At 70.9% G+C, this 11,882-nt stretch carries 13 protein-coding genes; 4 read left to right on the top strand and 9 right to left on the bottom strand.

Annotated features, from left to right (window positions below; translation table 11 throughout):
- The first annotated feature begins 32 nt into the window (after nt 1-32).
- Entirely contained in the window at nt 33-1,217 is a 1,185-nt protein-coding gene (locus VQ03_RS21330) for a lytic murein transglycosylase (protein ID WP_048452918.1), read from the top strand.
- Nucleotides 1,218-1,291: 74 nt separating this feature from the next.
- Nucleotides 1,292-2,089, top strand: coding sequence for an aldolase (locus tag VQ03_RS21325; RefSeq protein WP_048452917.1), 798 nt, complete (start codon nt 1,292-1,294; stop codon nt 2,087-2,089).
- Here the strand turns inward: VQ03_RS21325 and VQ03_RS21320 are convergent.
- From VQ03_RS21320 to VQ03_RS21290, 7 genes are all read right to left on the bottom strand, one after another.
- The gene (locus VQ03_RS21320) at nt 2,077-2,577 is read right to left on the bottom strand and encodes a DUF4267 domain-containing protein (protein ID WP_245292157.1); all 501 of its coding nucleotides are present in this window, start codon (nt 2,575-2,577) and stop codon (nt 2,077-2,079) included. The two genes, VQ03_RS21325 and VQ03_RS21320, sit on opposite strands and share 13 nt — an antisense overlap.
- A 64-nt stretch (nt 2,578-2,641) precedes the next feature.
- Complete coding sequence (locus VQ03_RS21315) at nt 2,642-3,652, bottom strand: zinc-binding alcohol dehydrogenase family protein (RefSeq protein WP_048452916.1); 1,011 nt, start codon at nt 3,650-3,652, stop codon at nt 2,642-2,644.
- A 295-nt stretch (nt 3,653-3,947) separates the two neighbouring features.
- The gene (locus VQ03_RS21310) at nt 3,948-4,730 is read right to left on the bottom strand and encodes a transporter substrate-binding domain-containing protein (RefSeq protein WP_048452915.1); all 783 of its coding nucleotides are present in this window, start codon (nt 4,728-4,730) and stop codon (nt 3,948-3,950) included.
- Between the two features lie 20 nt (nt 4,731-4,750).
- Complete coding sequence (locus VQ03_RS21305) at nt 4,751-5,479, bottom strand: amino acid ABC transporter ATP-binding protein (RefSeq protein ID WP_048452914.1); 729 nt, start codon at nt 5,477-5,479, stop codon at nt 4,751-4,753.
- Nucleotides 5,463-6,116 carry an amino acid ABC transporter permease gene (locus VQ03_RS21300; RefSeq protein ID WP_048452913.1) on the bottom strand — a complete coding sequence of 218 codons (654 nt, stop codon included), beginning with the start codon at nt 6,114-6,116 and terminating at the stop codon, nt 5,463-5,465. Before VQ03_RS21300 ends, VQ03_RS21305 begins: the two co-directional genes overlap by 17 nt.
- A 14-nt stretch (nt 6,117-6,130) precedes the next feature.
- Entirely contained in the window at nt 6,131-6,814 is a 684-nt protein-coding gene (locus VQ03_RS21295; RefSeq protein ID WP_048452912.1) for an amino acid ABC transporter permease, read from the bottom strand.
- On the bottom strand, nt 6,811-7,977 hold the full coding sequence (locus tag VQ03_RS21290) for a mannitol dehydrogenase family protein (protein ID WP_048452911.1): 1,167 nt from the start codon (nt 7,975-7,977) through the stop codon (nt 6,811-6,813). The genes VQ03_RS21295 and VQ03_RS21290 overlap by 4 nt, the downstream gene beginning before the upstream one ends.
- 200 nt (nt 7,978-8,177) lie before the next feature.
- On the opposite strand from VQ03_RS21290, the gene VQ03_RS21285 reads away from it, so the two are divergent.
- The gene (locus tag VQ03_RS21285; protein ID WP_048452910.1) at nt 8,178-9,140 is read left to right on the top strand and encodes a GntR family transcriptional regulator; all 963 of its coding nucleotides are present in this window, start codon (nt 8,178-8,180) and stop codon (nt 9,138-9,140) included.
- Between the two features lie 42 nt (nt 9,141-9,182).
- Here the strand turns inward: VQ03_RS21285 and VQ03_RS21280 are convergent, their stop codons facing one another.
- Nucleotides 9,183-10,235 (bottom strand): ornithine cyclodeaminase, encoded by a 1,053-nt coding sequence (locus tag VQ03_RS21280; RefSeq protein ID WP_048452909.1) that lies wholly within the window; start codon nt 10,233-10,235, stop codon nt 9,183-9,185.
- Entirely contained in the window at nt 10,236-11,174 is a 939-nt protein-coding gene (rocF, locus tag VQ03_RS21275) for an arginase (protein WP_083468134.1), read from the bottom strand.
- A gap of 163 nt (nt 11,175-11,337) precedes the next feature.
- Here rocF and VQ03_RS21270 point away from each other — a divergent pair, with 163 nt between their 5' ends.
- Complete coding sequence (locus VQ03_RS21270; RefSeq protein WP_048452907.1) at nt 11,338-11,775, top strand: Lrp/AsnC family transcriptional regulator; 438 nt, start codon at nt 11,338-11,340, stop codon at nt 11,773-11,775.
- Nucleotides 11,776-11,882 lie beyond the last annotated feature (107 nt).

The raw sequence follows: 11,882 nt of genomic DNA, 5'->3' as shown, positions 1-11,882 counted from the left end.
AGGCCCTCGACCGGCGCAACCGGATCTGAGCCATGCGTCGCACCCGCGTGGCCCTGCGGGCCGCCTTGGCGCTCGGTGCCGTCCTGCTCCTCGCCGCCCCCGTCGGCGCGGGCGATTTCCGGGCCTTCGTCGAGGAGTTGTGGCCGGCGGCCCAATCGCGAAAGGTCTCCCGCGCGACCTTCGACGCCGCGTTCCGGGGCGTGACCCCGGACCCGGCGGTGCTGGCGCGCCTGCGCCGCCAGGGCGAATTCGGCCGCCCGGTCTGGGAGTACCTGACCGGGGCGGTCTCTCCCGGCCGCATCGCCCGCGGGCGGGCGGAAGCTGGGCGCCGGGCCGAGACCCTGGCGGCGATCGAGGCGCGGTACGGCGTGCCCGGCCCGGTGCTGCTCGCTTTCTGGGGCATCGAGTCGGATTTCGGCGCCAGCGCCGGAACGGTGCCGGTGGTGCGGGCGCTGGCCACCCTGGCCGAGGCGCGCCACCGCGGCGAGCTGTTTCGCGACGAGCTCCTGGCGGCGCTCGAGATCCTCGAGCACCACGACGTGAAGCCGGAGCGGATGCGCGGCTCCTGGGCCGGCGCCATGGGGCAGACCCAGTTCCTGCCCTCGGCTTACTTGAGGGCGGCGGTCGATTTCGACGGCGACGGGCGGCGCGACATCTGGGATTCGGCACCCGACGCCCTCGCCTCGATCGCGAGCTTCCTTCAGCAGGCCGGCTGGCGCCGCGACCTGCCCTGGGGCGTCGCCGTCACCCTGCCGGCGGACTTCGACTTGTCGCGCTACCGCGGCCCGTTCCCGGACTTCGCCCGGCGCGGGGTGCGGGCGCTCGACGGCGCGGCCCTGCCCGAGCAGGGCGAGGCCAGCCTGTTCCTGCCCGGCGGCGCCGGTGGGCCGGCCTTCCTGACCACCGCCAATTTCGAGGCGATCCGGGCCTACAACACCTCGGACGCCTACGCCCTCGCCGTCGGCCATTTCTCCGACCGGATCGCCGGCGGACCGGCGCTGGCCGCCCCCTGGCCGGCCGGTCCGCGCCTCGACCAGGCCGGGCTCACGGCGCTCCAGCGCGGCCTCTCGGCCCGCTCGCTCTACGAGGGCCCGTTCGACGGCCGGGCGGGGCCGAAGCTGCGGGAGGCGGTGCGGCGCTACCAGATCGCCGAGGGGTTGCCGGCGGACGGCTATGCCACTCCCGCCCTGCTGGAGCGTCTGCGCCAAAGGCGGTGACCTCCTGGCGGCCATGGACAAGCGGGTCCGGCTTCCGCCAGGATCCGCCCCGACGCGAAGGAGGCACGAACACCATGGCTCACGCACTCGGCGCCCCGACCGGCGAACGGATCCCGGATGGCCTCAACCAGCCCGACCTCGCCGGGCCCGAGGTGCGCCGGGCCAAGGAGGACCTGGCGGCCTGCTTCCGCATGGCGGCGCGCCACGGCCTGGAAGAGGGCATCTGCAACCACTTCTCGGCGATGGTGCCGGGCTACGACGACCTCTTCCTCGTCAACCCCTACGGCTACGCCTTCGCGGAGCTCACCGCCTCGAAGCTCCTGGTCTGCGACTTCCACGGCAACGTCGTGTCCGGCGACGGCCAGCCGGAGGCGACCGCCTTCTACATCCATGCCCGCCTGCACAAGCGCATCCCGCGGGCCCGCGTGGCGTTCCACACCCACATGCCCTACGCCACCGCCCTCTCGATGACCGAGGGCGATCCGCTGGTCTTCGCCGGGCAGACGTCGCTCAAGTTCTACGGCCGCACCGCCTTCGACCGGAACTACAACGGCCTCGCCCTCGACGAGCGTGAGGGCGACCGCATCGCCGAGAGCGTCGGCGAGGCCGACATCGTGTTCATGAAGAACCACGGCGTGATGGTGCTCGCCCCCACCATCGCGGAGGCCTGGGACGACCTCTACTACCTGGAGCGGGCGGCGGAGGTGCAGGTGCTCGCCCTCTCGACCGGCCGCCCGGTCCTGCCGGTCGATTCCGCCATCGCCGAGGCCGCCTACCGCCAGATGCGCGAGGGCGATCCCGAATCCGCCCGCCTCCACCTCGCCTCGGTCCGCCGCCGGCTGGACCGGGAGGAGCCCGACTACGCCGCGTGACCGCGACCGGCGAGCCAGAGGGCGACGAGCGCCAGCACCCCGGCGCTCGCCCCATGCAGCGCGACCTGCCACCAGGCCGCCGTCCCGGCGGACAGGATGAGGACCAGGTCGCAGGCCGGGATGACGAGGCTGGCCGCCAGCACGAGCGCCACGGCGCGCCGGGTCGAGAGCAGGGCGAGGCCGGCGAGGTAGAGCGCGAGGGCGGCGTCGCGTGCGCCGATCGCCCGCAAGTAGGTCCGGCCGAGTCCGGCGGGCTCCGGCACGCCGTAGATCAGCGCGCCGAGGGAGGGCGCCGCCAGGAAGAGGCCGCCCAGCGCCAGGAAGACCAGCGCCAGGGTCAGCACGACCCAGAAGCGCAGGTCCGAGGGGGCGAGGCGGCCGTCTCCGGTCGTGAGATGTCGTCGGTCCATGCCGCCGGCATGCCCGAAGGCGTGGGCCGGTGCCTTCACCTGGGTTGCGAGCCTGTCGGACTGGTCGACATGTTCCATCCCACCCGTCACCTCGGGACGAGGTCGCGGGTGGGACAGAAAGGTCCCCTGCGGTACAGTTCGGTCAGAGTTCCAAGATCGCCTTGATCACCCCCGCCTCCGGCCGCAGCCAGTCGCGGAACAGCTCGGGCCCTTCCGTCAGCGCGCCGCGATGGGTGCGCAGGGCCTGGGTCGGCACCCGGCCGGCCTGCATCTGGCGCACCACCTCGGCGAAATCGTCCGGCTGGGCGTTGCGGCTGGCGAACAGGGTGGTCTCGCGCTTGTGGAACTCGGGATCCGAGAACACGATGTCGTCGCGCACCACGCTCACCAGCACGTAGCGCCCGCCATGGCCGACGAAGCCGAAGCCGCGCTGCATCGCGGCGCGGTTGCCGGTGCAGTCGATCACGCAATCGTAGTAGTCGCCCGAGGTGGCGGCCCCGGCCTTCGCCTCGGCCTCGTCGTTCGCGAGCAGCAGCGCGTCGGCGCCGAGTGCGCCTTGCGTGAAGGCCAGCCGGTCCTCGCGCAGGTCCATGACGGTGACGTGGGCGCCGCGCGCCTTGGCGAAGATCACCGCCGACATGCCGATCGGCCCCGAGCCGACCACCAGCACGCGGTCCGCGGCGGTGATGCCGCCGCGCTTCACCCCATGGGCGCCGATCGCCAGGAACTCGATCATCGCGGCGTCGTCGAGCGGCGTATCGCCCACCGGCACGACGTTCCGGGCCGGCACGCTGATCAGCTCGGCCATGCCGCCGTCGCAATGGACGCCGAGCACGCTGATGTTCTGGCAGGCATTGGTCACGCCCTTGCGGCAGGCGACGCATTGTCCGCAGGACAGGTAGGGCACGATGTAGCAGGTCTGGCCCGCCTCGAGCCCGCTGCCGGCGGGCGCCCGCTCGATCGTGCCGGAGAGCTCGTGGCCCATCACCCGCGGATATTGCAGGAACGGGTGCTTGCCCTGGTAGATGTGGAAGTCCGTGCCGCAGATGCCGACCCGGCGGATGCGCACCAGCGCCTCGCCCTCGGCCGGGACCGGCTCCGGCCGCTCGGTCAGCCGCAGCCGGCCCGGCTCGTCGCAGATGAGCACCTTCATGGGGATGGGTCTTTCGAGGATCGGGTGGGGAACGTCTGGCGGATCGAAGAAGACGAAGCGCGAGCTTTCCCCTCTCCCCGCGGGAGGGGAGAGGGCTGTGCTCCCGTTCAGGGAGCGCAGCGAGCTGCGAACCGGAGGTTCGCCGCGAGGGTGAGGGGTGTTGCCGGAGGAGTCTCACGCGTCGAGACCCCCTCACCCTCGCTCCGGCTGCGCCTCCGCCTGCCGCATCCCCTGAACGGGGACGCGGCCCTCTCCCCGTCCACGGGGAGAGGTGAAAGGCCGCGCCTCGTCTCGATTACGCCAGCATCTCGGGCGGCAGGTCGCTGCCATGATACTTCTTGTAGATCGTGTTGAGCTGGCCGTTGCGCAGGTTCTTGCGCACCCAGTCGTTCAGCGCCGTCTGGAGCTTGGCCTCTCCCTTGCGGATGCCGATCGCGTAGGGGAAGGTCCGCATCACGATCTTGGTCTCGAACGGCGCCGGGGGATTGCGGGTATTGGCGGTGTTCATGACCTGCGGCGAGGTCGCCACCATGTCGACCTGGCCCGAGACCATGGCGGTGATCAGCGTCGCGTCGTCGTCGAAGCGCACCATCTGGGCGCCCTGGGCGCGGGCCGTCGCCTCCTTGTCGTTGGTGCTGCCGCGGGTGGTGCCGAGGCGCTTGCCGACGACGCCTGCGTAATCCTTGACCTCGCGGCCCTTCGGGCCGGCGATCACGGCCTGGATCACCCCGTAGGGATCCGAGAAGTCGATCACCTTCTGGCGCTCCTCGTTCACGCTGAACGAGGCGATGACCATGTCGGCCTTGCCGGTGAGCAGGAACGGCACCCGGTTCGGGCTCGTGACCTGCACGATCTCCAGCGGCATCTCCCACTCGGCGGCCAAGAGCCGGGCGGTCTCGACGTCGGAGCCGGTCGGCTGCATCGCGGCATCGGTCATGCCGAAGGGCGGCGAGCCGAGATCGAGGGCGACGAGCAGCTTCTTGCGGCTCTTGATCGTGTCGAGCGTGTCGGCGAGCGCCGGCATCGCCAGGGTGGAGGCGGCCGCGAGGCCGCCGGCCAGGAAGGTCCTGCGCTTCATCCCCAATTCTCCTTGTGGTGTCACAGCCCGCTGCCGACGAAGTCGCGCAGCTCGGGCGTGCGTGGGTTGTCGAGGTCGCGGCCGGCCAGGGTCTCCCAGACCCGGCCCTGGCGCATGTAGATGACGGTGCCGGCGACCCGGCGGGCGAAGCCCATCTCGTGGGTCACCAGGATCATGGTCATGCCGCCGCGGGCGAGGTCCTCCATCACCCGCAGCACCTCCGAGGTGAGCTGCGGGTCGAGGGCGGAGGTGACCTCGTCGAACAGCATCACCTGCGGCTGCATGGCGAGCGAGCGGGCGATGGCGACCCGCTGCTGCTGCCCGCCGGAGAGCTGCTCGGGATAGTGCTCCGCCTTCTCGGAAAGTCCCACCCGGGTGAGGCAGTCCATCGCCAGGTCGCGGGCCTCGCGGCGCTTGGTGCCCTTCACGCAGGTCGGCGCCAGCATGATGTTCTGGAGCGCGGTGAGGTGCGGGAAGAGGTTGTAGCTCTGGAAGACGATGCCGACGGAGAGCCGCAAAGCCCGCTTGTCGAGGGAGGGGCTATGGATCGCGTGGCCGCAGACCTCGATCGCCCCCTCCTCGATCGTCTCCAGCGCGTTGATGCAGCGCAAGGCGGTGGACTTGCCCGAGCCGGACTGGCCGATCAGCGCCACCACCTCGCCGCGGCCGACCTCGAACGAGACGCCGTCCAGGACCTTCAGCGGGCCGAAGCTCTTGTGGACGTTGGCAAGCTTAACGACGGCCGACATTGAGCCTCCTCTCCAGCCCGCGGCTCCAGGCCGACAGCGGATAGCAGATGGCGAAGTAGAACATCGCCACGGTCACGAAGATGATGAAGGGCTGGAAGATCGAGTTGTTGATGAGCTTGCCGGCCTGCGACAGCTCGACGAAGCCGACGACCGAGGCGAGCGAGGTGTTCTTGACGATCTGGACCAGGAAGCCGACCGTCGGCGCGGTGGCGAGGCGCATCGCCTGGGGCAGCACCACCCGGGTCAGGCGCTGCCAGCGCGACAGGGCGAGGCACTCGGCCGCCTCCCACTGGGTCTTCGGCACCGCCTCGATGCAGCCGCGCCAGATCTCGCCGAGGAAGCCCGAGGCGTAGATGGTGAGCCCGGCCCCGGCCGCGATCAGCGCCGGCAACTGGTCGAAGCCCGCGATGGCGAGGCCGAAATAGATCATGAACAGCAGGATCAGCAGCGGCGTGCCCTGCACCACCTGCACATAGGCGGACGCCGCGCCCCGCACGATGCGGTTTTGCGAGATGCGGGCGAGCGCCACGCCAAAGCCGAGGAGGCCGCCGCCGATGAAGGCGATGGCGGAGAGGGCGAGCGTCCAGCCCGCCGCGGTGAGAAGGAACCAGAGGTGCTGGGGTCCGAAGGTCGGCATCACGCTCCTCTCCTCTAGAGCGCCGTGCCGAGCTTGCGCCGGCGGGTGAAGACGAGGAGGCCGAAGCCCCAGAAGGCCCAGCGCACGACGAAGGACAGGGCGAGGTAGACGAGGCCGACGACGATGTAGGTCTCGAAGCTGCGGAAGGTGTCGGACTGGATGCGGTTGGCGACCGCCGTCAGCTCCTCGGCCGAGATCTGCGAGCAGATCGAGGAGGCGAGCATCAGCAGCACGTACTGGCTGACCAGGGCCGGATAGACCCGCTCGATCGCCGGGCGGAGCACCACGTGCCAGTAGATCTGGCGGCGGTTCAGCCCCAGGCATTCCCCCGCCTCGACCTGCGCCTTGTGCACGCTCTCGATGCCGGCGCGCATGATCTCGCAGGTATAGGCCACGACGTTGACGACGAGAGCGAGCACCGCCGCCGTGGTGGCGTCGACCCGCAGGCCCAGAACCGCGATGCCGAAATAGACCAGGAAGATCTGGACCAGGAGCGGCGTGTTGCGGATCACCTCGACATAGGCACCCACGACCCGCTTCAGCCAGGGCGGCCCGTCGGCCCGGGCGATGGCGCAGAGCGCGCCGCCGATAAAGCCCAGCACCGTCGCCACCGCCGAGAGCTGGAGCGTCAGCCAGACGCCGGCGGCGAAGTCGCGCCAGTACGGCAGCAGGGAGGCGAAATCGAACTGGTAGGTCATGCCGCGCCCGATGTCGGGTAGGAGGCGGCGAGCGCCCGCAGCACCGGCGCGGGCAGGCTCACGCCCGCCTCCTCGACCCAGGCCAGGAAGGCGTCGACCCGGCGCTCGACCTTCTGGACGTGGTTCTGGGCGATGTCGGCGATGCGGTGGTTCAGGTAGGGATTGAGGAAGCGGTCGAGGGTGGCGGTCACGTAGGCCTCGGCCTCCGCTCCCATCCCGCGGGCGGCGAAGCCCGGCACCACCTCGTCGCGGTAGAGCGCGTCGAGCCGCGCCCAGACCGCCGGATCGGCCAGGATCTCGCGCACCGTCTCAGGTTGCGGCCGCCCCTCGCGCCGCCAGATCTCGGCGAGGAAGGTGTGGCCGAGATTGAGGATGTGGAGCTTCAGCCGCTCGTACGGCTCCAGGTCGTCGGCGAGCACGAGGCAGGGATGCTCGCAGGGGAGCGCCAGCCCGGGCCGGCGCTCGATCGCCCACAGGGCGTAGGGCTCGGCGACCGCGCCGACGGGCTCGATCGGCTCGGAGACGATGCGGTCGACGAGGGTGTCGGTGAAGACCACGCCCTCGCGCAGCCAGGTCCGGAACGCCTCCGGCAGGCCGGCCTCGGCGGCGAGGTCGAGGACCAGGCCCTGCAACACCCGGCCGTTACGGTTGACGAGCTCGCAGGGCAGCACCGTGAGCGGCCGCCCGCCCGCCTGCCAGCGGCGGTGGAGAAGCTGGGCCAGCTTGCCCGGGAACGAGGCCGGGGGACGGGCCGCGACCCAGCCCGCGCCGCGATCGGCCGCGTCGATCGCGTAGCCGGTATCGCCGGTATTCGAGAGGACGATCTCGGCGTCCTCGACGAACAGGGTCGTCACGGCGTCCCAGTCGGCGGTGGCCGAGAGGCCCCGGTCGATGCTGGTGACGGTGACCTGCCGCTCGACCGCGGCCCCGTCCTCGATGCCGCGGATGATCACCGGATAGCCGCCCGGCGCCCCGAAGGCGGCGACGCGTCCGGCCCGGGACGGGGCGCCGGAGGTCTGCACCACCGCGATCGGGCCGACCGCCTGGCCCGCCGCACGCGCCTCGTGGATGAAGAGGTCGGCATGGGCCTGCAGGAAGCGGCTGGTGCCGAACTGGACGACCCGCCGGGTCCGGGGGGCGGACGTCTCGTGGGCGGCGCTCATGCGCGGGCCGCCACGCAGGCGGAAATGCTGCCGATCGGAGCCAAGAACGTGTCCTCACCGGGTGGGTCTTATGTATTATCGTGCATAAAGAACCGATGCCTTGGGCCCTGTCAAACGGTTTTTTATGTGCAAAGAACCGTCATCCGGCGAATGGACGGGACCTTGCCGACGTGCTGGACTGCTCCCGACGGGAGGGCGGGATGCGGACGAACACGGTCCACAAGCGGGCCTATAACCAGTGCCTGGCCGTGCTGGCGGCGCGGCCGCTCGGTCCCTGGTGCACCTCGGAGGCGGAATTGTCCGACGCGCTCGAGGTCAGCCGCACCACGGTGCGGGGCGTGCTGGCGGGCCTCGCCGCCGCCGGCCTCATCGGGACGGAGGGAGCCCGGCGGCACCTGCTCCGCCATCCGGTGCCGGGCGACTACTTTCCCGGCCTCGAGACCGAGACGGTGGCGGAGGCCGTCGAGCGCAAGTTCATGCAATGGGTGCTCCAGGGCGATTGCCGCCCTGGCCAGATGGTCAACACCTCGGAACTGGCGCGGCTGTTCGGCGTCTCGACCACGGCGGTGCGGGAATACCTGACCCGGTTCAGCCAGTTCGGGCTCCTGAAGCGGCGCGAGAACAGCGGCTGGATCTTCGCCGGGGTGACGCCGGACTTCGCCGCCGAGATCTACGAGATCCGCGAGATGTTCGAGCTGCGCTCGGCCCGCCGGTTCGTCGAGCTGGCGCCGGATTCACCGGCCTGGGCCGAGCTCGCGTCGATCGAGCGCGAGCATCACGCCCTGCTCTCCGAGATCGACGCGCGCTACCAGGACTTCTCGCGCCTCGACGAGCGGCTGCACCGGCTGATCCACGACGCCTCGCGCAACCGCTTCATTCGCGACTTCTACGACGTGATCTCGATCATCTTCCACTACCATTACCAGTGGGACAAGTCGGACGAGAAGGAGCGTAACCGCGTAGCCTTGATGGAGCACCTCGACTACATCGCCGCCCTGCGCTCCCGCGACCTGCGCCTGATCGACCTCAGGTGCCGGGCGCACCTGCGCACCGCCCGGGCGACCCTGCTGCGCTCGATCGCGGGCGGCCCGCTCGGCGGCGCTCCGGCGCGGCTCCACGGGCCTGACGCCGAGGCCGCCGAGGCGCACCTGCCGGCCGGATGACGCTGCGGTGCCTCGAGGCGTCTCGATGCCGGGCGCCGATCGTCAGGCGACGAGGCGCGGCGGGGCCGCCCGCAGCAGCATGCCGAACAGGTCGCGCGGGTCGTCCGGATCGGCCAGGAGGTCGAGATCCTCGTAGTGGGGATGCTCGGCCAGGAGGTCGCGCACGGTGCGCAGGGCCGAAAAGTCCTCGATCGCGAAGCCGACCGAGTCGAACACCGTGACTTGCCGCGACGCCGTGCGCCCGGGCGCCAGGCCGGCGAGGACCCGCCACAGCTCGGTGACCGGATGATCGGGGGCCAGCTGCTGGATCTCGCCCTCGATGCGGGTCTGCGGCTCGTACTCGACGAAGAGGGCGGCACGGGCGAGCACGTCCGGGGCCAGCTCCGTCTTGCCCGGGCAGTCGCCCCCGACGGCGTTGATGTGCATTCCCTCCCCGACCAGATTGTCGCCGAGGATCACGGCGTTGCGCTTGTCCGCCGTCACGGTGGTGACGATGTCGGCCTCGCGCACGGCCTCCGCGATGCTGCCGCAGGCCGTCAGGTCGAAGCCGAGGCCCGAGAGGTTGCGCAGGCATTTCCTCGTCGCCGCCGGATCGATGTCGTAGAGGCGTAAACGATCGACCCCGAGGAGCGCCCGGAAGGCCAGGGCCTGGAACTCGGCCTGGGCGCCGTTGCCGATCAGCGCCATGGTGCGCGATCCGGCCCGCGCGAGAGGCTGCGCGGCGAGCGCCGAGGTGGCGGCGGTGCGCAGGGCCGTCAGCAGGGTCATCTCGGTGATCAGCACCGGGTAGCCGTTGCCGACATCGGCCAGCACCCCGAAGGCGGTGACGGTCTGGCGCCCGCCGGCGGCGTTCTTCGGGTGGCCGTTGACGTATTTGAAGCCGTAGGTGTGCCCGTCGCTCGTCGGCATCAGCTCGATGACGCCGTCGGGGCTGTGGGCGGCGATCCGGGGCGTCTTGTGGAAGGCGTCCCAGCGGGAAAAATCCTCCGCGATGGCCGCGGCGAGCCGGGCCAGCATCGCCTCGATCCCGACCGCGTGGACGAGGCGCATCATGTTGTCGACGCTGACGAAGGGGACGACGTTGAGGGCCGGCATCTAGAAGCTCCGTGTCGGTCGGTCGAGGATGCGGCGGCCGAAGAGGCTGGCGGCGAGGTCGGCCATCAGCAGGGCGGTGCGGCCGCGCTCGTCGAGGAACGGGTTCAGCTCGACGAGGTCGAGGCTGCGCACCAGCCCGGAATCGTGCAGCAGTTCCATGATGAGGTGCGCCTCCCGGAAGGTGGCCCCGCCCGGCACGGTGGTGCCGACGCCCGGGGCGATGCCGGGATCGAGGAAGTCGACGTCGAGGCTGACATGCAGGAGGCCGTCGGCGCTCGCGACCTCGCGCAGGAAGTCGCGCAACGGGGCGACGATCCCGGTCTCGTCGATGTCGCGCATGTCGTGCACCCGCGTGCCGCTGTCGCGCAGGATCTCCCGCTCCGCCGGATCGACGCTGCGCAGGCCGACCATGCAGATCCGGGCCGGATCGAGCGCCGCCTCCAGGGGCGGGAAGTAGCCTGCGAAGCCCGGCCTGCCGGTGAGATAGGCCAGCGGCACGCCGTGCAGGTTGCCGCTCGTCGTGGTGTCCAGGGTGTGGAGGTCGGCATGCGCGTCGAGCCAGAGCAGGAACAGCGGCCGCCCCTCCGCCCGCGCCCGCAGGCCCATGCCCGCCACGGTGCCGGCCGAGAGGCTGTGGTCGCCGCCGAGGAAGATCGGCCGTGCCTCGGCGCTGTGCCGGAACGCGGCCTCGGTCAGCGCCAGCGTCCAGCCCGCCGTCTCGGCGAGGTGGTGGATCGCCCGGTTCGGGTGCGCCGACGCCGCGAAGGGCACCGGCGCGACGGACCCCGCATCCTCGACCGGGATGCCGAGGTCGCGGATCGCGTCGCCCAGGCCCGCCGCCCGGTAGGCGCTCGGTCCCATGTCGCAGCCGAGCCGGTGGGTGCCCGACTGTACCGGCGCCCCGACCAGGACGCATCGTTCAGGATGTCCGCCGACCACGCACCCGCTCCCGCCTGGATCAACCCGATCGCGTCGATCGGCTCCCGATCGCGTCGATCGGCTCGACCGTAGCGCGCGGCTGCGTCACCCTGAACACGGGAAGCTGGTCGATTTTTCGGGCCGATCGCGCAATCTGGTAGGCACGATCGCCCAAAGTGTCGGAATGGACGCCCTCGATCAGAGCCTCATCACCCTGCTCCGGCACGATTGCCGGCGCCCGGTCTCGGAACTCGCCGCGCTCCTGAAGGTGTCGCGCGCCACCGTGCGGGCACGGCTCGACCGGCTCGAGCGCGACGGCGAGATCATCGGCTACACGGTGGTGCTGCGGGCAGATAGCCAGCCGGCGGCGGTACGGGCGATCACGCTGATCGCAGTCGAGGGGCGCAAGGCCGGCGACGTGATCGACGCCCTCAAGGGCTTCGCCGAGATCACCTCGGTCCACACGACGGTCGGTAGCTGGGACATCGTCGTGGAAGTGTCCGCCGGCAGCCTGCCGGAGCTGGACGAGCTGTTGCGGCGTGTGCGCCTGGTGCCGGGCGTGACCACCTCGGAGACGCACCTGCTGCTATCGACGCCGCGGAGTGCGCGGGCGAGACTGTAGAACAATAAGATTCGGTAAGAGAGTGGTCGAATGTGCTCCGACCGCTCTACCCCTCTGCGTCATCTCGGGCCTCGTCGGAGGCGAGGACCCGGGATCCATCACCGCTG

It is taken from the genome of Methylobacterium tarhaniae (assembly GCF_001043955.1).
GTDB lineage: Bacteria > Pseudomonadota > Alphaproteobacteria > Rhizobiales > Beijerinckiaceae > Methylobacterium > Methylobacterium tarhaniae.
This window is presented reverse-complemented; position numbering and strand designations above follow the sequence as displayed.

Bases quoted from the DNA above. Each gene is read 5' to 3' on its own strand.
- VQ03_RS21295 (WP_048452912.1), bottom strand. From the start codon at position 6,814: ATGACCTACCAGTTCGATTTCGCCTCCCTGCTGCCGTACTGGCGCGAC.
- VQ03_RS21310 (WP_048452915.1), bottom strand. From the start codon at position 4,730: ATGAAGCGCAGGACCTTCCTGGCCGGCGGCCTCGCGGCCGCCTCCACC.
- VQ03_RS21325 (WP_048452917.1), top strand. From the start codon at position 1,292: ATGGCTCACGCACTCGGCGCCCCGACCGGCGAACGGATCCCGGATGGC.
- VQ03_RS21330 (WP_048452918.1), top strand. From the start codon at position 33: ATGCGTCGCACCCGCGTGGCCCTGCGGGCCGCCTTGGCGCTCGGTGCC.
- VQ03_RS21305 (WP_048452914.1), bottom strand. From the start codon at position 5,479: ATGTCGGCCGTCGTTAAGCTTGCCAACGTCCACAAGAGCTTCGGCCCG.
- VQ03_RS21280 (WP_048452909.1), bottom strand. From the start codon at position 10,235: ATGCCGGCCCTCAACGTCGTCCCCTTCGTCAGCGTCGACAACATGATG.
- VQ03_RS21320 (WP_245292157.1), bottom strand. From the start codon at position 2,577: ATGGAACATGTCGACCAGTCCGACAGGCTCGCAACCCAGGTGAAGGCA.
- VQ03_RS21270 (WP_048452907.1), top strand. From the start codon at position 11,338: ATGGACGCCCTCGATCAGAGCCTCATCACCCTGCTCCGGCACGATTGC.
- VQ03_RS21300 (WP_048452913.1), bottom strand. From the start codon at position 6,116: ATGCCGACCTTCGGACCCCAGCACCTCTGGTTCCTTCTCACCGCGGCG.
- VQ03_RS21285 (WP_048452910.1), top strand. From the start codon at position 8,178: ATGCGGACGAACACGGTCCACAAGCGGGCCTATAACCAGTGCCTGGCC.
- VQ03_RS21315 (WP_048452916.1), bottom strand. From the start codon at position 3,652: ATGAAGGTGCTCATCTGCGACGAGCCGGGCCGGCTGCGGCTGACCGAG.
- VQ03_RS21290 (WP_048452911.1), bottom strand. From the start codon at position 7,977: ATGAGCGCCGCCCACGAGACGTCCGCCCCCCGGACCCGGCGGGTCGTC.